16 protein-coding genes are annotated in these 19,682 nt (G+C 70.4%); 10 read left to right on the forward strand and 6 right to left on the reverse strand.

The genetic code is table 11. From position 1 onward, the window contains the following. Window positions 1-121 precede the first annotated feature (121 nt). The gene (locus BJY18_RS34015) at window positions 122-5,050 is read left to right on the forward strand and encodes an RHS repeat-associated core domain-containing protein (RefSeq protein WP_184783940.1); all 4,929 of its coding nucleotides are present in this window, start codon (window positions 122-124) and stop codon (window positions 5,048-5,050) included. Beyond that, the gene (locus tag BJY18_RS34020; RefSeq protein WP_184783941.1) at window positions 5,050-5,979 is read left to right on the forward strand and encodes an SMP-30/gluconolactonase/LRE family protein; all 930 of its coding nucleotides are present in this window, start codon (window positions 5,050-5,052) and stop codon (window positions 5,977-5,979) included. Before BJY18_RS34015 ends, BJY18_RS34020 begins: the two co-directional genes overlap by 1 nt. Window positions 5,980-6,255: 276 nt before the next feature. Here the strand turns inward: BJY18_RS34020 and BJY18_RS34025 are convergent, their stop codons facing one another. Beyond that, complete coding sequence (locus tag BJY18_RS34025; RefSeq protein ID WP_184783942.1) at window positions 6,256-7,083, reverse strand: enoyl-CoA hydratase family protein; 828 nt, start codon at window positions 7,081-7,083, stop codon at window positions 6,256-6,258. After that, window positions 7,080-7,793, reverse strand: a complete 714-nt coding sequence (locus tag BJY18_RS34030) for an SDR family NAD(P)-dependent oxidoreductase (protein WP_312874058.1) — start codon at window positions 7,791-7,793, stop codon at window positions 7,080-7,082. The genes BJY18_RS34025 and BJY18_RS34030 overlap by 4 nt, the downstream gene beginning before the upstream one ends. A gap of 92 nt (window positions 7,794-7,885) precedes the next feature. Between BJY18_RS34030 and BJY18_RS34035 the strand changes: the two genes are divergently transcribed. The 4 genes from BJY18_RS34035 to BJY18_RS34050 all read left to right on the forward strand — a co-directional run bounded on the left by BJY18_RS34035 (window position 7,886) and on the right by BJY18_RS34050 (window position 11,900). Beyond that, the gene (locus BJY18_RS34035) at window positions 7,886-8,659 is read left to right on the forward strand and encodes a PaaX family transcriptional regulator (RefSeq protein WP_184785021.1); all 774 of its coding nucleotides are present in this window, start codon (window positions 7,886-7,888) and stop codon (window positions 8,657-8,659) included. Window positions 8,660-8,666: 7 nt separating this feature from the next. After that, window positions 8,667-9,458 (forward strand): tryptophan 2,3-dioxygenase, encoded by a 792-nt coding sequence (locus BJY18_RS34040; RefSeq protein WP_184783943.1) that lies wholly within the window; start codon window positions 8,667-8,669, stop codon window positions 9,456-9,458. Beyond that, window positions 9,455-10,648, forward strand: coding sequence for a kynureninase/PvdN C-terminal domain-containing protein (locus BJY18_RS34045; RefSeq protein ID WP_376774746.1), 1,194 nt, complete (start codon window positions 9,455-9,457; stop codon window positions 10,646-10,648). Before BJY18_RS34040 ends, BJY18_RS34045 begins: the two co-directional genes overlap by 4 nt. Window positions 10,649-10,826: 178 nt before the next feature. After that, window positions 10,827-11,900: a Glu/Leu/Phe/Val family dehydrogenase gene (locus tag BJY18_RS34050; protein ID WP_184783944.1), complete on the forward strand. Its 1,074-nt coding sequence runs from the start codon at window positions 10,827-10,829 to the stop codon at window positions 11,898-11,900. A gap of 55 nt (window positions 11,901-11,955) precedes the next feature. On the opposite strand, the gene BJY18_RS34055 is transcribed toward BJY18_RS34050, so the two are convergent. The 4 genes from BJY18_RS34055 to BJY18_RS34070 all read right to left on the reverse strand — a co-directional run bounded on the left by BJY18_RS34055 (window position 11,956) and on the right by BJY18_RS34070 (window position 15,772). Next, window positions 11,956-12,141, reverse strand: a complete 186-nt coding sequence (locus BJY18_RS34055) for a DUF5302 domain-containing protein (protein WP_184783945.1) — start codon at window positions 12,139-12,141, stop codon at window positions 11,956-11,958. Between the two features lie 41 nt (window positions 12,142-12,182). Beyond that, on the reverse strand, window positions 12,183-13,517 hold the full coding sequence (locus BJY18_RS34060; RefSeq protein ID WP_184783946.1) for an MFS transporter: 1,335 nt from the start codon (window positions 13,515-13,517) through the stop codon (window positions 12,183-12,185). 38 nt (window positions 13,518-13,555) lie between these two features. After that, a complete protein-coding gene (locus tag BJY18_RS37885) occupies window positions 13,556-14,917 on the reverse strand; it encodes an MmgE/PrpD family protein (protein WP_312874059.1) in 1,362 nt (453 codons plus the stop codon). A gap of 108 nt (window positions 14,918-15,025) precedes the next feature. Further along, entirely contained in the window at window positions 15,026-15,772 is a 747-nt protein-coding gene (locus BJY18_RS34070; protein WP_184783947.1) for a FadR/GntR family transcriptional regulator, read from the reverse strand. A gap of 132 nt (window positions 15,773-15,904) precedes the next feature. Between BJY18_RS34070 and BJY18_RS34075 the strand changes: the two genes are divergently transcribed. The 4 genes from BJY18_RS34075 to BJY18_RS34090 are packed head-to-tail and all read left to right on the forward strand — an operon-like array spanning window position 15,905 to window position 19,621. Then, complete coding sequence (locus BJY18_RS34075; RefSeq protein WP_184783948.1) at window positions 15,905-16,435, forward strand: MaoC family dehydratase; 531 nt, start codon at window positions 15,905-15,907, stop codon at window positions 16,433-16,435. Continuing rightward, entirely contained in the window at window positions 16,432-17,640 is a 1,209-nt protein-coding gene (locus tag BJY18_RS34080; protein ID WP_184783949.1) for a CaiB/BaiF CoA transferase family protein, read from the forward strand. The genes BJY18_RS34075 and BJY18_RS34080 overlap by 4 nt, the downstream gene beginning before the upstream one ends. Continuing rightward, window positions 17,640-18,806, forward strand: coding sequence for an acyl-CoA dehydrogenase family protein (locus BJY18_RS34085; RefSeq protein ID WP_184783950.1), 1,167 nt, complete (start codon window positions 17,640-17,642; stop codon window positions 18,804-18,806). The genes BJY18_RS34080 and BJY18_RS34085 overlap by 1 nt, the downstream gene beginning before the upstream one ends. Next, the gene (locus tag BJY18_RS34090) at window positions 18,803-19,621 is read left to right on the forward strand and encodes an HpcH/HpaI aldolase/citrate lyase family protein (RefSeq protein ID WP_184783951.1); all 819 of its coding nucleotides are present in this window, start codon (window positions 18,803-18,805) and stop codon (window positions 19,619-19,621) included. Before BJY18_RS34085 ends, BJY18_RS34090 begins: the two co-directional genes overlap by 4 nt. Window positions 19,622-19,682: the final 61 nt, after the last annotated feature.

The raw sequence follows: 19,682 nt of genomic DNA on the forward strand, positions 1-19,682 counted from the left end.
AGCAAGCCGAGGGGCACCATCGGTACCCGTTTGCGCAGGGTTGCCGACGTGCGGCTCACCGGGCCGCGGATCTTGTTAGGCTGCAAGGAGCAGGACGTCTTCAGGGCTGTGGGGGGTTTTGGTGTCCAATCCGCTGGTCGCGCAGCCGAAGGAGACGTCGGCGGTCGCCGGGGTTCCCTTGCTCGAGGACGCGACCGGACTGAAGGACGCGATCGAGAGCAAGAACTGGGCGGCGGTCGCGATCGGCGCGGTCGGCACCGCTCTCGACGTACTCACCGCGGTGATGGACCCGTTCGGCGCGATCTTCGCCGCCGGGGTCGGCTGGCTGATGGAGCACGTCGGCCCGTTGAAGGAAGCCCTCGACGCGTTGACGGGGAACGCGGACGAGATCCAGGCGCAGGCCGAAACCTGGACCAACGTCGCGAAAGAACTCGAAGCCGTCTCCATCGAACTGACCGAACTGGTCAAAAAGGACCTGCAGGACTGGAAAGGCGACGCCGCCGACGCCTACCGCACCCGGGCCGACGACACGTCGAAGCTGATCGCCAGCGCGCAAAAGGGCAGCGAAGGTGCCGCCAGTGGCGTGCAAACCGCCGGTGAAGTCGTCGCGGCGGTGCGGTCCCTGGTTCGCGACACCATCGCCGACCTGGTGGGACACCTGATTTCCTGGGCGTTGCAGGTGGTGTTCACGCTGGGGATCGGGATGACCTGGGTGGTGCCGCAGGTGGTGTCCGCGGTGGCCAAGACCGCGTCGAAGATCACCGAGGTCACCACCAAGCTGGTCAAGGCGCTCAAAGCGCTGATGCCGCTGCTGAAAAAGGCCGGGACGCTGTTCGAAGACGCCGGGAAGGCGTTGAAGAAGATCCAGGGCGGCAAGGGCGGCCCGGGAGGCACGCCCAAGGACATCAAGACCGAGCCGGGAGGTGGGAAGAGCAGGAGCAACCCGGACGAGGACAACGGCTCCACGCACACCGCCGGTGCCGAGGACGGCCACCAGGGCGGTGGGTCGAACAACACCCGCTCCACCAGCGACAACAACCATCAGGGCAGCGAAGACCAGGGCGGCGGAGGTAGCCAGGGCGGTCAGGGGGAAGCCGGCCACGGCAACGGATCCCGGGGCACCGACGACACCGAGGCGCAGGGCATCCGGGGCCAGGGCAAGAACGACCGCTCGCCGGGCCAAGAACGCTGTGAGACAGACCCGGTCGTCGTGTCGACCGGGCAGATGGTGATGGAAGAGGTGGACGCCACCCTGCTCGGCGTGCTTCCACTGGTGTTCCGGCGCACGCACCTCTCCGGGTACCGCGCGGGACTTTCCCTCGGTGGTGCCTGGGTGTCCACTGTGGACCAACGGATCGAGGCCGACGAGCACGGGGTCAGCTTCGCCGCCGAGGACGGCACCCTGCAGCGTTATCCGGTGCCGGGCCCGGATTCCTGGGTGCTCGCCGAGTCCGGTCCGCACCGGCCGCTGAAGCGGGTACCGGACGGTGGGTACTTCATCGAGGACTCCGGACGAGGACTGCTGCTCTACTTCGCGCCGGGCGCGGAGCGGTCGCTGCTGGCCAGGGTGACCGATCGCCAGGACAACGCGTTCGAGATCGTCCGCGCCGAAGACGGCACGCCGCGGGAAATCCGGCATACCGCCGGGCATCGCCTTCGCCTGGAAACCCGCGACGGGCTCGTCACCGCGTTGTTCGCGGTCTCCGGGGACGGCGAGGCCGAAGTGGTCCGCTACGGATACGCCGACCGGAACCTGGTCTCGGTCACCAATCCGTCCGGGCAGGCCATGCAGTACCGCTACGACGGCACCGGTCGCATCGTGGGCTGGACCGACCGCAACGGCGAGTGGTTCCGCTACCAGTACGACCAGAACGGCCGCGTGGTGCGCACCGAGGGCTCGGGTGGGTTCCTCGACTGCGTGCTCGAATACGACCCGGAGAACCGGATCACCAGGTCCACCGACGCGCTCGGGCACACCACCGAGTTCCACTTCAGCGAAGCCGGCCAGTTGCTGCGCGAGATCAACCCGCTCGGGCAGGAGACGGCCTTGGAGTGGGATGCCCGGGACAACCTGCTCAGCTCGACCGATCCGCTGGGCCGCACCACCCGGTACCGCTACGACGAGGCCGGCAACCTGACCGCTCAGATCCGCCCGGGCGGTGCCGAACGCCGCTGGGAACGGGACGAGGCGGGGCGTGCGGTCGCGGTGCACGAGGCGCCGGGCGTGGTCACCCGCTACGAGTACGACCAGCGGGGCAACGTGACCAAGGTGGTGGCGCCGGACGGCGCGACCACCGGGTACCGCTACGGCGGGCAAGGCGCGCTCGTCGCGGTGACCGATCCGGTCGGCGGGGTCACCACGCTGGTCAACGACCCGGCCGGCCTGGTCGTCGCGGTGACCGGCCCGCGAGGCGGGGTCACCCGCTTCGCCCGGGACGAGTTCGGCCGGGTCGTCGCGGTGACCGACCCGGTCGGCGGGGTGGAGCGCTTCGGCTACACCACCGACGGGCGGCTCGCCTGGCATCAGACCCCGGACGGCGGCCAGGAACGGTGGGCGCTGGACGGCGAGGGCAACGACCGGGTGCACCTGAGCGCGGCCGGCACGATCACCCGCCGCGACTACGGCGGTTTCGACCTGCCCGTGGCGCAGGTTCGCCCGGACGGCAGCCGGCTCGCCTTCACCTACGACCTGCAGCTGCGGCCGGAGACGGTGACCACCGAGCAGGGCCAGGTCTGGCGCTACGAGTGGGACGCGGCGGGAAACCTGATCCGGGAGACGGACTTCACCGGCGGCGTGACCACCTTCGGCTACGACGCGGCCGGACGGCTCGTCGAGCGAGTCAGTCCGGACGGGCAGCGCACGACGTTCCGCTACGACCCGGCCGGGAATCTCGCCGAACAGCGCACCGGAGACCTCAGCACCAGGTTCGAGTTCAGCGGCACCGGGCACCTGCTCTCGGTCGACGACGGCACCACGCGAGTGAGTTATGAGCGGGACGCGGTGGGCCGCGTCGTCGCCGAGACCGTCAACGGCCGGACGGTGCGCTCCGCTTACGACGCCGAGGGCCGGCTGGTGCACCGGGTCACCCCGTCCGGTGCGGAAAGCTCGTGGCAGTACGACGCCGCCGGGCTGCCGGTCGCGGCCCGGCTGGCCGGGCGGGACCTGCGGTTCGTGCACGATCCGCTCGGCCGTGAGGTGCGCCGCACCCTCGGTACCGGCGCGACCCTGCTGCAGACCTGGACGCCGGGCTCGCAGCTGGCGTCCCAGGAGATCACCGACCACTTCAGCGCCACCCACCAGCAGCGCTCCTACGGCTACCGGGCGGACGGGGAGCTGGTCACGCTGCAGGACCGCCTCGGCGGCCCGCGCCGGTTCGACCTCGACCCGCTCGGCCGGGTCACCGAAGTGCGGTCGGCGCAGGGACCCGAGTCCTACCGCTATGACACCACCGGGAACGTCACCGAGGCATCCTGGCCCACCGCGGAAACCGACCTGGTCGGCCGCCGGACGTTCGCCGGCTCGCTGGTCACCGAGGCCGGCGGGATGCGCTACGCGCACGACCGGCGGGGGCGGGTCGTGCTGCGGGAACGCACCATGCCCGGCGGCGCGAAACTGACCTGGCGGTTCACCTGGACCGACGAAAACCGGCTCGTCGCGGTCGTGGTGCCGGACGGCAGCAGCTGGCGCTACACCTACGACGCGCTGGGCCGCCGGGTGGCCAAGGAACATTTCGCGCTCGACGGGCACACCTCGCTCGAACGCGTCGAGTTCACCTGGGACGGGCCGGCCCTGGTGGAGGAGGCACGGGACACGCCCGTCGGGCGGCAGGTCACCGTGTGGGACTACGCACCGGGCAACGAGCACCGCCCGCTCGCGCAACGCGGCCGGACGGCCCGGCCGGGGCAGGACTGGGTGGACACCCGGTTCCACGCCATCGTCACCGATCTGGCCGGCAGGCCTGCGGAGCTGGTCGACGACGACGGCCGGATCATCTGGTGCGGCCGCACCAGTGTGTACGGCGCCCCGGCCGGTCCGGGATCAGCCGAGGCGACCCCACTGCGCTTCCCCGGCCAGTATTTCGACGCCGAGACCGGGCTGCACTACAACCTGCAGCGCTACTACGACCCGGTGACCGCCCGCTACCTCAGCCTCGACCCGATCGGCCTCGAAGCCGGACCGAATCCTTATGCCTACGTGGACAACCCGTTCGGCGAGATGGACCCGCTGGGCCTGACTCCGGGGTCCTGCAAGGACAAACCCAAGCTGAAGCTCGATACGCAGCTGGGGAACAACCCGGTGATGCAGTCGGGCGGCGGGAAGTACAGCCAGTCCCCCAACGGCAGCTGGTACAAGGAAGGACCACCCGGCGGGAAGAACAAGGGCAAGTCGAACCGGGTGTCGTCCGGGATGAACAATCCGTCCTGGACAAGGATTGCCGGCATGCCGGAAAGGTACGAAAAAGCCCTGTCCAACCCGCAGGACATGCCGTCCGGTCTCACCCAGAAGCAAAAAAACGACTGGATGCAGAAGCACGGCGAGTTCCACACGGTGCACCAGGACGGCACGCCCGACCGGAGCGGTGTCCCGAAGAAGGACGCGATCATGGGGCACAACAAATCGGCGGGCGATCACTGGAATTATCCCGGGCACAAGCAGTCCATTCCGGAAAACAAGCACTACAACAGCCAGAGCAGCAGTTACGGCCAGATCGAGTACGGCCCCACCTCGTCGGGTACCGGATCGCAGGAAAACCCGTACCGGCAGCCGCGCCCGGACATCAACTCCTACGGCGGCTACACCAACCCGGCGCATCCCGATTACACCGGTGGTCCCTGGAGTTCCTGGTCGCACGATCCGAACGGCCTGCCACCGGACTCGCACGCCGTCCATCCACCGGACAAGCCGGGCGAAGAGTGGACCCGGATCCCCCAGGCGCCGACCGACGAACGGTTCCCGGACCTGCCGTTCTCGCGGGACGACTCGGTGCCGGACCACACTCCGCCCGGCTCCCCGACGGGGCCGCCGGCCAAGCGCCCGAGGCTCGGCTGATGCGGCCGGGGACGTTCGGTGAGGTCACGGTCGTGCCGGTGAACGGGCACGCGCCGGAGGATGTGGTCGTCGATGCCCAGGGCCGGGTGTACACCGGCGTCGAGGACGGCCGGATCCTGCGGGTGTCGCCGGACGGCCGGCGAATCGACGTGCTCGGCGACACCGGCGGCCGTCCGCTCGGGCTGGAGCTCTACGGCGACGACGAGCTGATCGTCTGCGACGCCCGTGCGGGCCTGCTCAGCATGCCGCTGGCGGGCGGTCCGGTCCGCACGCTCGCCACTTCCGGGGCCGGGCTGGACTTCGTGTTCTGCAACAACGCCGCGGTGGCCGCGGACGGCACGATCTACTTCACCGACTCCTCCCGCCGGTTCGGCATCGACCGCTGGCGCGACGACCTGATCGAGCAGACCGGCGGCGGCCGCCTGCTGCGCCGTACCCCGGACGGCGAGATCACGCTGATTGCCGACGGCCTTCAGTTCGCCAACGGGGTGGCGCTGCCGCCGGACGAGTCGTTCGTGGCGGTCGCCGAGACCGGCGCCGGCCGGATCGCGCGCGTGTGGCTGCACGGCGACCGGGCCGGGGAACGGGACCTGCTGATCGACGACCTGCCGGGGCTGCCGGACAACATCGCCACCGGCAGCGACGGTCTGATCTGGATCGCCGTGCCGAGTCCGCTGGTCGGCGCACTGACTGTCGCGCGTCGGTTGCCCGGTCCGCTGCGGGCGGCGGTTCGTGCCTTGCCTGCGGGGATGCAGCCGAGTCCGGGGCCGGTGGTGGCTGCGCTCGGCGTGTCGGCGGACGGCGGGGTGGTTCATGAGCTGCGCGGTGAAATTCCGGGTTTCCGGATGTTGGTGGGTGTGCGTGAACACGGCGGGCGTGTGTGGTTCGGCTCGCTGGCGAACGACGCGATCGCTTGCATCGATCTCTGACCACGACGGCGGCGACCGGTCGCGTCGGCGTTTGGTGGGGGAGACGGCGGCTGGACGGTCCAGTGCGGACTTCGGCCGGCCGATCGGACGGTGTAGAGGTCATTTCTGGATCGCCGTGTCACGGCGGCAGCGGCCGGCCGGCGTCGGTGCGGAGATGGCGTTCGGTCTACTATGGACCGCCGATCAGGCGGCGTAGGAATCCCTCTCGAATCGCCTTGCCGGCTCGGGGGCTGGTGGTGGCTGCGTTCGGCGTGTCGGCGGACGCCGGCTGGACGGTCAGCGGCCGGTCCACTGTGGACCGCGGCCGGCCGACCAGGCGGCGTAGAACTCCTTGTGGTCGCGGGCGGTCATCAGCAGGGCCTGGGTGATCGCCTCGAGTTCGATGGCGCTGCCGAGGTCGCTGTCGAGTTCGCGGGTCAGCAGGACCTTCGTGGTGGAGTAGGCCAGCGCCGGACCGTCGGCGAGGCGGCGGGCGAGCGCGGTCGCTTCGGCGGCCAGCTCGGCGTCCGGGACGACGCGGGTGGCCAGGCCGATCGTCTCGGCTCGGGCGGCGTCCACCTTGTCGCCCAGCATCAGCAGTTCGGTCGCCCGGCCGAGGCCGACCAGGCGGGGCAGCAGGTAGGCCGAACCCATGTCCGCGCCGGCCAGCCCGACCTTCGTGAACAGGAACGCGAACTTCGCCGACTCCGCCAGCAGCCGGAAATCGCTGGCCAGCGCGAGCACCGACCCGGCACCCGCGGCGATGCCGTTGACCGCGGCGATCACCGGGATCGGCGTTTCCCGCAGTGCCTTCACCACCGCGCCGGTCATCCGGGTGAATTCGAGCAGCTGCGCGGTGTCCATCTTCTGCAGCTCGCCGATGATCTCCTCGACGTCGCCGCCCGAGCAGAAGCCGCGGCCACGGCCGGTGAGCACCAGCACTCGCACGTCGCCGTGGTGCGGCAGCTCGGTGACGAGGTCCCGCAGGTCCGCGTAGACGTCGAAAGTCAGCGCGTTCAGCTTGTCCGGGCGAGAAAACGTCACAGTACCGACACCGTTGTCCACAGTGTACTCGAAGTGCTCCCACTCACGGGTGAGCGCGGCACTGGCACGGAACGGGCTCATTTCTGGATTCCTCCACCGTCGAGAACAAGGGTCTGCCCATTGATCGCGGCCGCCTCGCGGGCGGCGAGAAACCCGACCGCGTAAGCGACTTCGCCGGGTTCGAGCAGTCTGCCCAGCGGCGCCGCGGCGGCCAGCGCGGCTTCCGCAGAGGCCTCGTCCCGCCCGGTGCGGGAACGGATCCGCGCGACGGACTCCGCGGTCATGTCCGTGCGCACGAAGGCGGGACAGACCGCGTTCGCCGTGACACCCGTGCCGGCCACCTCGGCCGCGACCGCGCGCATCAACCCGACCGCGGCGTGTTTCGAAGCGGTATATCCTGCGGTGTAACGGTATCCGGCATGACCCGCGGTCGAGGCGACCGTGACGACGCGCCCGTGGTCGCGCTCCCGCATACCCGGCAGCACCTCGCGGGTGCACAGGAAGGCGCCGGTCGCGTTCACCTCGAACTGCCCGCGCCAATCGTCCACAGTGGTCTTCGCCAGTGGGGAACTCGACGACACGCCGGCGTTGTTCACCAGCACGTCGACCGGCCCCAGCTTCGCGAAGTATGCGCGTACCGCGGCTTCGTCGGTCACGTCACATTCGGCGCGGCCGGGGGCGAGCACGGTGTCCCCGGCGCGGCGGAATCGCTCGGCGATCGCCGAGCCGATGCCCCGGGTGCCGCCGGTGACCACCACGACCCGCGCCGGTCCGTCGGAGGAGAAGCTCACCCGTCGAAAGCTACACCGCAGCGGGCTGCAGTGTATAGTGTTGGTTCGTGCCCGAAGCCCAGGAGCCCGCGCGGACGCCGCAGGAGCTCGTGATGACGCTGCTCGGCAGCTACGTGCACCCGCGCGAGAGCCGCCGGGTGTGGTCCGGCGGGCTCGTCGCGCTGCTGGGAGAGCTGGGATTCTCCGACGGCGCGGCGCGCGTCGCGCTGACCCGGCTGGTGCACCGCGGGCTGCTGGCCCGCCACCGCGAGGGTCGGCTGGTGCACTACGGCATGACCCGCCGCACGGTCGAGCTGCTGGCCGACGGCGACCGGCGCATCTTCGGCCTCGGCAGGCGTGACGGGTCCGCCGGAACCTGGACCGTGCTGTGGCAGAACATTCCCGAAACCCGGCGCCTGGCGCGCGAACGGCTCGTCCGGCGGCTGCGTTTCCTCGGCTTCGGCCCGGTGCAGGACGGCACCTGGCTCGCCCCGCACGACCGGGAGGCCGAGGTGCTCCGGCTGCTCGGTGAACTGGACGTGACCGAGTACGCCGGCCTGATGCTGGGCACGCCGTCGGCGGCGCTGGACGTGCGCCGGTTCGCCGGCCGCGCCTGGGATCTCGACGGCCTCTCCGCCCGCTACGACGCGTTCGTCACCGAGTTCGGCGGCTGCCCGCGGGAGCTGCCGGACGCCGAGGCGTTCGCCGTGCGGACGCGGCTGGTGCACGCCTTCCGCCTGTTTCCGTCGCTGGATCCGGAGCTGCCGGCCGAGCTGATTCCGGCACCGGGCAGGCGAGCCGCCGCGGTGGAGCTGTTCCACGACCGGTACGCGGCGCTGGCCCCGGCCGCCCAGCGCCATTTCGACCGCGCACTTCCCCCGAAATGAGGAGTTCATGACCGGACCAGGTGATCCGCAGGCCGCGCTCGGCTACACCTCGTACCTGGCGCTCGACGAGTTGCTCGATGCGCAGCGGCCGCGTTCGGACGAACACGACGAGCTGCTGTTCATCGTGATCCACCAGGTGTACGAGCTGTGGTTCAAGCAGATCCTGCACGAGGCGGCCTTCCTGCAGGAAAGCCTGGAGGCGGGCACCACCGCGCACTCGATCCGCACGCTGCGCCGGATCCTCACCGTGCTCAAGGTGGTCGTCGCGCAGATCGACGTGCTGGAGACGATGACGCCCAGCCAGTTCACGAGCTTCCGCACCCGGCTCGACGCCGCCAGCGGCTTCCAGTCCGCGCAGTTCCGTGAGCTGGAGGCGGTGCTCGGCCGGCGCGACGAGCGGGTGTTCGCGCACTATCCCGAGGGCGGCGAGCAGCGGGAGCGGATCGCCTCGGCGATGCGGCGGCCCTCGGTGTTCGACTCGTTCCTGACCTACCTGGCCGCGCACGGCTATCCGGTCGCCGGGGACCGCGACGTGACCCGCGCACTCGAGCCGTCCGCCGAGCTGCAGGAGGTGCTGCTGAAGGTCTACCAGGACGACGGCGGGCCGTCGGTGGTCGCGGAATGCCTGGTCGACCTGGACGAAGGGATGCAGGAGTGGCGGTACCGGCACGTGAAGATGGTGGAGCGGACGATCGGGGACAAGACCGGGACCGGCGGCTCCTCCGGGGCGGCCTACCTGCGCACGACGTTGTTCCGGCCGATGTTCCCCGACCTGTGGGCAGTGCGGAGCCGGTTGTGACCATGCTGGCCGCACTTCGCACGAGCCCGAACGTGCTCGCCTCGCACTACTCGCGTTTCGCGGTGGCCGACCGGCTGCTGCTGTCCGCGCACTCCCACCAGGCCTGGCCCGACGTCGCCGAGGAAGGCCTGCTCGAAGCGTTCGCCGATGCGGCGCGTGACGTCGACGAAAAGTGGGCGAGGGCATTCGCGAAGGCCGACGAACTCCGTGCCGGGTTCCGCGCGCTGCTTTCGGACGCGAACGGCGAGTACGCACTCGGAACCAACACCCACGACCTGGTCCTGCGGTTCCTGTCCGCGATCGAGCTGCGGAAGCGGCCGCGGCTGGTCACCACGGACGGGGAGTTCCACACGCTGCGCCGGCAGCTGGCCCGGCTGGCCGAGGAGGGGGTCGAGGTGGTCCGGGTCCCGGTGGATCCGATGCCGACGTTGGCCGAGCGGCTCGCCGCGGAAGCCGACGGCCGCACCGCCGCGGTGCTCGTGTCGGCCGTGCTGTTCGAGACCGCGCGGATCGTGCCCGGCCTGCCCCATCTGGCCCAGGCCTGTCGGGACCGCTCGGTCGAACTGCTCGTGGACGCCTACCACGCGCTCGGCGTGGTCCCGTTCCCGGTGCACGAGCTGGGGCTGACCAACGCCTGGGTGGTCGGCGGCGGCTACAAGTACCTGCAGCTGGGAGAGGGCAACTGCGTCCTGCGGCTGCCGGCGCACGCGCAGGAGCTGCGGCCGGTGATCACCGGCTGGTACGCGGAGTTCGGTGCGCTCGCGGACGAACGGCGTCCCGGCGAGCTCGCCTACGCCTCCGGCGGCGACCGTTTCGCCGGCGCCACCTACGACCCGTCGAGCCACTACCGCGGCGTACGGGTGCAGCGGTTCTTCGCCGAACACGGTCTCACCCCGGATTTCCTGCGCGAGGTCTCGCAGCACCAGGTCGGACTGCTCGCCCGGTGCTTCGACGATCTGGCCCTGCCCAGCGACGTCGTCACCCGTGACCGCGAAACACCGGCGGACGAGATCGGCGGCTTCCTTTCGCTGCGCAGCCCGCGGGCGACGCACCTGCGCGAAGCGCTGGCCGAACGCGGCGTGCGTACCGACAGCCGGGGGCCCTACCTGCGGTTCGGGCCCGCGCCGTACCTTTCCGACGCGCAGCTGGAGGCGGCGATGTCCACTCTTCGGGACGTTCTCGAGCACTGACCCGAGGCCGGCAGGTCATGGTGGGAACCGCCCGGTCGAGGGTGGTGGTGGAGCGGGCGGCGCGGCTAAGTTGGCCGGGTGCGCCGGACGACGGACGACCTCCGTCCCGGTGCACGACCCGTTCACACAGCAGCGCGCGGCCACGAACCACGCGCCGGGAGACAAGGGAGTCACCACCGTGACCGAAGGAGTGTTCGGCCGGCACAGCGGCCATGAACAGGTCGTATACTGCCAGGACGAGGCCAGCGGCCTCAAGGCGATCATCGGGATCTACTCGACCGCGCTGGGCCCCGCGCTCGGCGGGACCCGGTTCTACCCCTACGCCACCGAGGACGAGGCGCTCGACGACGTGCTCGCCCTGTCCAAGGGCATGGCGTACAAGAACGCGCTGGCCGGGCTCGACCTCGGCGGCGGCAAGGCCGTGATCCTCGGCGATCCGGCCACGCTCAAGTCCGAGGCGCTGCTGCGTGCCTACGGCCGGTTCGTGGACTCCCTCGGCGGCCGCTACTTCACCGCCTGCGACATGGGCACCTACGTTCAGGACATGGACCTGGTGGCCCGCGAGACCCGCTACGTCACCGGCCGTTCCCCGGAGAACGGCGGTGCGGGCGATTCGTCCGTGCTCACCGCTTTCGGGGTCTTCCAGGGCATGCGTGCCTCCGCCGACCACGCGTGGGGCACCCCCGAGCTGGCCGGCCGCCGGGTCGGGGTGGCCGGGGTCGGCAAGGTCGGGCACATCCTGGTCGACCACCTCGTGGAGGCCGGAGCGCAGGTGGTGGTCACCGATGTGTCGGCGGTGGCGGTGGAACGCGTCCGTGCGGCGCATCCCGGCGTCGAGGTGGTGTCCGATGTGGACGCCATGATCGGCACCGAGCTGGACGTGTTCGCGCCGTGCGCGCGCGGCGGCGTGCTGACCGACGAGACGGTGGCCGCGCTGCGGGCCCGGATCGTCTGCGGCGCGGCGAACAACCAGCTCGCGCACCCGGGCGTGGACAAGCTGCTGGACGACCGCGGGATCCTGTTCGCGCCCGACTACCTGGTCAACGCCGGCGGCGTGATCCAGGTCGACGACGAACGGCACGGCTTCGACTTCGCCCGCGCACAGCGGAAGACAGCCGCGATCTTCGAAACCACCAAATCGGTGTACGCGCTGGCCGCCGCCGAGGGCGTGCCACCGGCCGCGGCCGCCGACCGGCTCGCCGAGCGCCGCATGGCCGACGTCGGCCGGCTGCGCTCCATCCTGACCGTCTGACCCCCTGACGGCCGTGAAGGCCTTCGCGAGAAGGCCTTCACGGCGGGGTCCGGGTTCAGCCGCTCTTGCGGCGGAAGGTGCGCTTGTTCGCCGCGGGCCCGTGCGCGTGCTGGTTGCGCGGCCCGCCGTCCTCGTGCGCCGCCCCGGTCCGGCTCTGCGCTTGCTTGCGCTCGAGCGCTTCCCGGAACCTGCGCTTCACCTCGTCCTCCTCGCCGCTGGGCGTCGGGTGCGGTTCACTCATGCTGACCTCCGAGGGTGACGGCGTGGGACCACTTCAGCCTGTCACCTGCCGGACGGCTTGGCGAGCCGGTTTCCCGCGTCCCGCGCCATTGCGACGCCGGCCAGCGTCATCACCCCGCACAGCACGAGCACGAGCGACAGCGGGACCGACGATCCGCCGGTCTCGCCGACCAGCGCGAGCGCGCCGATCGGCACGATGCCACCCGCGACCGCGGTGCCGAACGCGATGCACAGGCCGCAGCCGGTGTAGCGCGACGCGACCGGGAACAGGTCGGCCATCAGGGACGGCACGGCACCGTTGAACGCCGCATAGCAGACGCTGCCGACGAGCATCGCCAGCAGCATCGCACCGAACCCGCCGCTGTCGATCAGCCAGAACGCCGGGAACGCCCAGACGATCAGCAGCACCCCTGACCAGCGCACCAGCCTGCGCCGGCCCCACCGGTCGGCGTACGTCGCGCTCACCACGGTGAGCACGGCCAGCACCGCCGAGGTCAGGAGCAGCCCGATCTGCACGTCGGTGCCGCTCAGCTCCGGCACGTAGGTCTTGGTGTAGGCGAGCAGGCCGGTCATCAGCACGTACAGGAACGAGCACGGCGCCGACCACATCAGCGAACCCGCGATGAGTTCGCGCCAGTTCTCCCGGAACACCGTGCGGGCCTTGGGCCGGCGGCCGGTGTTCGCCTCGTGCTTGGCCAGCTCCGCCACGAACTCCGGGGTCTCCTCCAGCCGGTTGCGCAGCACCAGGCCCAGCACCACCAGCAGGGCGCTGGCCAGGAACGGCACCCGCCAGCCCCAGCTGAGGAAGACGTCCATGCCGACCGCTGTGCTGACCACGAGGATCACCGCGCTCGCCAGTCCGATGCCGAGCACGGTGCCCAGCTGCACGAACGAACCGTAGAGCGACCGTCGTCGCTTCGGCGCGTGTTCCACCGCGACGAGCACCGCGCCGCCCCATTCGCCGCCGACCGCGAGGCCTTGCAGCATCCGAAAGAGCACGAGCAGCACCGGCGCCCACAGTCCGGCCGAGGAGAACGTGGGCAGCAGTCCGATCGCGACGGTCGAGACCCCCATCGTGAGCATCGAGCCGAGCAGCGCGGTCCGTCGGCCGCGGGTGTCGCCGATCCAGCCGAACAGCAGCGCGCCGAGCGGGCGCATGCCGAAGGCCACCGCGTGCGTGCCGAGTGCGGCGAGGGTGCCGATCCACGGCGAAACCGCGGGGAAGAACAACGGGCCGAACACGAGTGCGGCCAGGAACGCGTAGACGATGAAGTCGAAGATTTCGACGAGAGTGCCGAGCATGGAGGACACGGCGATGCGGGCCGCGGACAGGGGTTTCCCCGTCGTGGCCGGGCGCGTGTGAGTTGTTTCGGGCATGGGGGTACCGCCTTGGGAATTCACGGAAGGGGGGTTTCTCAGCCGGCCAGCGATTCGGCGAACGACCGGGCGTCACCGCGTTCGCCGAGGGAAAGCACCAGCGGCAGCACGGTTTTCGCGCGTGGGCCGGCGTTCGACGTGAATTTCTCCCGGATGTCCGCGTGCGACAGCGGCCGTTCGGGGTGGCCGCGGTGCACCGATTCCCGGCGGAACAGCTTGCGCCCGTCGTGCAGGGTGATCTCGACCGCGGCCGAGTACGCGTGCGGGTACCGGCTCTCCGGGTCGTCACCGATCTCCACGAGCTGGGCCAGCCGCAGGATCTCCTGGTCGGCCAGTGCCTCGTCGGTGAACTCGCTCAGCGTGAGCCGGCCGCGGGACACGCACGCGGCGGCGATGAACGGGAGGCTGAACTTGGCGTCGTAATCGTCCTGCGGAACGCGTTTGCGCTCGATCGGATCGCAGACCGCGGCACCCGGCGTGGGATGGATGAAGCAGCGGATGCGCTCGATGTCGGCCGCGGAGAACCCGCTCTCCTCGTGCAGGGCAAGCACGGCGTCGGCGAATCCGTGGGTGAAATGGCAGCTGGGGAAAGGCTTCACCGCGGTGTCCAGCAGTTCCCAGCGGGTGCCGAGGTCCTGTACCAGCTCCGTGGCGTCCCATTCGCGGCCCTGCAGGTGCGTGGCGTAAAGGCCGTAGCGGCCCTCGTACACGAGCGGGGGACCGGGCCAGTCTTCGGCGGCGAAAGCGGCCGCGGTGAGCGCGGAGTTCGCGGCCCAGCCGGGGTGCAGCCGCTTGGTCCAGGCTCCTTCTTCGAGGAATTCCAGGATGCCCGAGGCCATCGAACCCACGATCTGCTGCGCCGTCGTGATGCCCGCACTGTCCAATCCGGACAGCTTCGCCGCGGCCACCGCGGAGCCGAAGGCACCTGCCACGCCGGTCGGGTGGAAGCCGACGGTGTGGAAACCGCCGCGGGAAACCTTGCCCACGCGAGCGCTGATCTCCACGGCCAGGATGTAGGCGACCAGCAGGTCCTCCGCGGACCGGCCGTGCTGCACCGCGGCGGCGAGCGCGGTGGGCAGGGCGCTGGCCGAAACGTGTGTGACGGCGCCGCTGTGCGTGTCGTCGAAGTCGAGACCGTGGACGAGAACCGCGTTGAGCATCGCGGCCTCGCGCGGGGCGAGCCGGTCGGGCAGGCCGAGCACGGACTGGTCGCCGGTGCCGAGACGGGCCAGCGCGCGCCGGGCCCGGCGGGTGAACTCGTGCTCGCCGGCGGCGAGTGCGACACCCACCGCGTCCAGTACCAGGTGGCGGGCGCGGTCGAGTACCTCGGCGGGCAGGTCGGCCAGGCTGGTGCGGGCGGCGAACGCACCGACGGTCTCGGCGATCGGGGCAGGGCGCACGGCTCCTCCAGGGGACTCGTCGTTGATGACCCACGGGGACGCCCCAGACGCCCCGCCGCTTCAGTCTGCAAGCGCTCGGCCGAGTCCGCAAGGAAAAGTTCAGACGTTTTAGTCGGAGCCAGTCGGCCGATCCTCGGTCATGCGCTCGTAGAGCGGCCGGAGCGCATCGAGGTGGGCGCGGGTGAGCCGTTCGGCGGCGTCGCCGTCCCCGCCGGCCACGGCGGCGTAGATCCGTTCGTGGTCGGCGTCGATCTCCGCCCAGCGCCGCGGGTCCACCCGCTCGCGGTGCAGCCGCGAGCGCAGCACCGAGTTGACCGGCTGGCACATCAGCCGCAGCAGCGGGTTGCCGGTGACCGACACGAGCGTGGTGTGGAAATCCCAGTGCAGCACGAAACCCTTGTCCGGATGCAGCTGCGCGGTCTGCTCCAGGGTCCGGCGCAGGCTCTCCAGGTCGACCTCTCCGGCGCGCTCGGCGGCCAGCCGGGCGGCAGGCGGCTCGATCATCAGCCGGGCTTCGACGAGGTTGTCCACGCTCAGGCTGTTGGTGTTGACCAGCAGTCCGAGTGTTCCGCCGAGGTTTTCGGCGACGGCGCCGGCGTCCGGTGCGGCCACGAAGCTGCCGCCGGTGACCCCGCGGGTGGTGTCGATGAGCTGCTGGCTGGCGAGCAGTCGGAGCGCTTCACGCACGGTGCTGCGGCTGACGCCGAACATCGTGCACAGCTCGGCCTCGCTCGGCAGCCGGGTACCGGTGGGCAGCGCGCCGCCGATGATCTGTTCCCGGAGCTGGTTCGCGACCTGCCGGTACGCGGCCTGGACCCGCTGCACGCGCAGCCCGGACGCGTTCTCGTCCTTCATCCGGCCAGCCTAGAGTGTCCGGCCCAGGTATGTCTCCAGAGTCAGATGAGTAAATGTCAGACGTATTGCGCAACGAGGGCTTCTCGCGCATACTCGAAGCGCGAGAAGCCCGGAACGCACAAGGAGGTGGCCGTGGCTGTGCACGAGAGCCGACTGGGACGGTTCTACGAGGAGTTCACCGTCGGCGACGTCTACCGGCATCCGCTGGGACGCACCATCAGCGAGGCCGACAACACGTGGTTCACGCTGCTGACGATGAACACCCATCCGGCGCACTTCGACGCGCACTACGCGGGGAAGACGCCGTTCGGGAAGGTCCTGGTCAACTCCGGGCTCACCATCGCGATGCTGTTGGGGCAGAGCGTCTCGGACATCAGCCAGCGCGCGGTCGCGAACCTCGCGATGACGAACATCCAGCTCACCCACCCGGTGTTCGTCGGGGACACGCTCTACGGCGAGTCGATCTGCACCGGCAAGCGCGAGTCGAAGTCCAAGCCCTACGCCGGGCTCGTCGAGGTGCACACGCGCGGCCTGAACGCCGACGGGGACGTGTGCCTCTCCTTCGACCGGACGGTGCTGATCTTCAAGCAGTCCGCCGCCGGCGACATCGATTCCTTCCCGGAGGCGAAGCCGGGTCCGCTGAGCCTGGAGGGACGGGCATGAACCTTCCGTTGCAGGACTTGAAGATCTTGTCCCTCGAGCAGTACGGCGCGGGCCCGTTCGGATCGGTGCACCTTGCCGACCTCGGCGCGGAGATCATCAAGATCGAGGATCCGCGCTTCGGTGGCGACGTCGGCCGGCACACCCCGCCGTACGCCGAGGACGGCGATTCGCTGTTCTTCGAGGCGTTCAACCGCAACAAGCGGTCGATGGTGCTGGACCTGAGCAATCCGCAGGGCCGCGAGGTGTTCGAGCGGCTGGTGAAGGTGAGCGACGCGGTCTACTCGAACCTGCGTGGCGACGTGCCGGAGAAGATGCGGATCCGCTACGAGGACCTCAAGCACCTCAACCCGCGCATCGTCTGCTGCTCGCTCTCGGGCTACGGCATGACCGGGCCGCGCAGCAAGCAGCCAGGGTACGACTACATGCTGCAGGGCCTGGCAGGCTGGATGTCGGTCACCGGGGAACCGGACGGCCCGCCGACCAAGTCCGGACTGTCCATGGTGGACTACTCCGGCGGGATCGTCGCAGCGCTGTCGATGGTCTCGGCGATCCACGCGGCCCGGCGCGACGGTGGCGGCATGGACTGCGACGTGAGTTTGTACGACACGGCGATCGGCATGCTCACCTACCTGGCGACCTGGCACCTCAACCGCGGCTTCGAACCGCAGCGCACGCACCATTCCGCGCATCCGAGCCTGGTGCCGTTCCAGAACTTCCCGACCGCGGACTCGTGGGTCGTGATCGGCTGCGCCAAGCAGAAGTTCTGGGAACGCTTCGTGGTCGCGCTCGGCTCGCCGGACTGGGCCGCGCAGGAGCGGTTCGCCACGCCGTCCGCGCGGTACGAGCATTCCGCGGAGTGCGTGAAGCTCATCGAAGACGAGCTGGCCCGCAAGAAGACCGCCGAATGGCTGCCACTGCTGGAGGAAGCCGGGGTGCCCTGTGCGCCGATCAACACCGTGCCGCAAGCGCTCACTGAAGAGCACACCGCGGCCCGCGGGATGGTCGTGGAGACCGAGCACCCGAGGTTCGGCACCGTGCGGCAGGTCGCCTCGCCGGTGCGGGCCGGGGAACCCCGCGGTGCGCACACCCGTGCCCCGCAGCTGGGGGAGCACACCGAAAGCCTCCTCGCCGAGCTGCTCGGCACCGGTACCGACGAGTTCGCCGAGCTGACGCGCGCGGGCGCGTTCGGCGCGAAGGAGCAGTGATGGACTTCCGCCTGACCGAGGACCAGGACCAGTTCCGCGCGATGCTGCGGGACTTCGTGGACAAGGAGATCGTGCCCGTCGCCCGGGAATGGGAGCAGTCGGGACGGTACCCCGCGGAGATCGTGGAGCAGATGAAGCAGCTCGGGCTGTTCGGGCTGATGATTCCCGAGGAGTACGGGGGAGCGGCGGCCGACTTCACGTCGTTCACGCTGATGTTCGAGGAGATCGCGCGCGGCTGGATGGGCGTGGCCGGGATTCTCGGCAGCCACTCGCTTTCGTGCTGGATGCTCGCGCGGCACGGCACCGACGAGCAGAAGCAGCGGTACCTGCCCGAACTGGCCACCGGAGCGCGGCGCACCGGCATCGCGCTGACCGAACCCGACGCGGGCACGGATCTGCAGGGCATCCGCACCACCGCGGTACGCGACGGTGACGACTACGTGATCAACGGCGCGAAGATGTGGATCACGAACGCACGCTACGCGGACCCGTTGCCGGTGCTGGTGAAGACCGACCGCACGGCGAAACCCGCGCACAAGGGCATGAGCGTGCTGCTCGTCGAAGCCGGAACGCCCGGATTTCGCGTCACCAAGGACATTCCGAAGCTCGGGTACAAGGGCACGGAATCCTGCGAAGTCGTGTTCGAGGACGTGCGGGTACCCGCGGCGAACCTGCTCGGCGGCGTCGAAGGACGCGGGATGCAGCAGGTGCTCTCGGCGCTGGAGGTGGGACGGCTCAACATCGCCGGCCGCAGCCTCGGCATCGCGCAGCGCGCCTACGACGAGGCGCTCGTGTACTCGCGGGAGCGCCAGGCGTTCGGCAAGCCGATCGCGGACTTCCAGGCCATCCAGATCCGGCTCGCGGAAACGGCCACGCAGCTGCAGGCCGCCCGGCTCATGACCTACTGGGCAGCCGGCCAGCTCGACCGCGGCGAACGCTCGGACCTGCAGACCGGCATGGCGAAACTGTTCGCCTCCGAGGTCGCCCTGCAGGCGGCCCAGGACTCGATGCGGGTGCACGGCGGCTACGGCTACTCCGCGGAGTTCGAGGTGGAACGGCTCTACCGGGACTCGATCCTGATGACCATCGGCGAGGGCACGAGCGACATCATGCGCACCGTCATCGCGAAGTCGCTGGTCGGCGGGAAGGGCAAGGTCGGCTGGTGATCCCGCGCAGCTGGCTGTTCTGCCCCGGCGAGCGCACCGACCGGCTGGCCAAGGCCGTGGCCGTGGCGGACTTCGCGATCGCGGACCTGGAGGACGCCGTCCCGCTGGAGAGCAAGGACGCCGCACGGGCGGCCGTGGTGGCGGCGTTGCGGGCGGATCCGGAAGCGGCGCAGCGCACGTGGGTACGGGTCAACCACGGCCCGGCCGACGTGGAGGCGCTGGCGGGCTTGGACTTCGCGGGGATCGTGGTGCCGAAGGCCGAGCCCGCCGTGCTCGAGGAAATCACTCGGTACACGTCGGCGCGACTGGTGCTGATGATCGAGACCGCGGCCGGTCTGTGGTCGGCGCGCGAGCTGGCCGCGCATCCGCAGGTGTGGACGCTCAGCCTCGGCGAATACGACCTGGCGACGGATCTCGGCACCTGCCAGCCGGACCTGGACGGTGCTCCGCTCGCCTGGGCGCGCTCGCGGGTGGTGGCGGCCGCGGCAGCCGAGGGGTGTCCACCGCCGCCCGCCGCGGTCTCGACCGTCGTCGCCGACCGCGAACGATTCCGGGCCGACACGGAGTCATTGCGCCGCTTCGGCTTCTTCGGCCGGATGTGCATCCATCCGGCCCAGGTGCCGACGGTGCACGACGTGCTGCGCCCGTCGGCCGAGGAGATCGAGCAGGCCCGCCGGATCATCGAGGCCGCCGCACGCACCGAGGGCGGTCTGCTGGTCGCGGACGGAAAGCTGATCGATCCGCCGGTCGTGGCCCACGCCCGGCGGGTCGTGGAGCTGGCCGGGCGAGTGGATTCCGGCTCAGCGGTGGGGTGAGGGGGTCGGTTCGTCACGCGTCTGCGTGGGTGGGGCGTGCGATCGCGTCGGCGATTTCCGG

Source organism: Amycolatopsis jiangsuensis (assembly GCF_014204865.1).
GTDB lineage: Bacteria > Actinomycetota > Actinomycetes > Mycobacteriales > Pseudonocardiaceae > Amycolatopsis > Amycolatopsis jiangsuensis.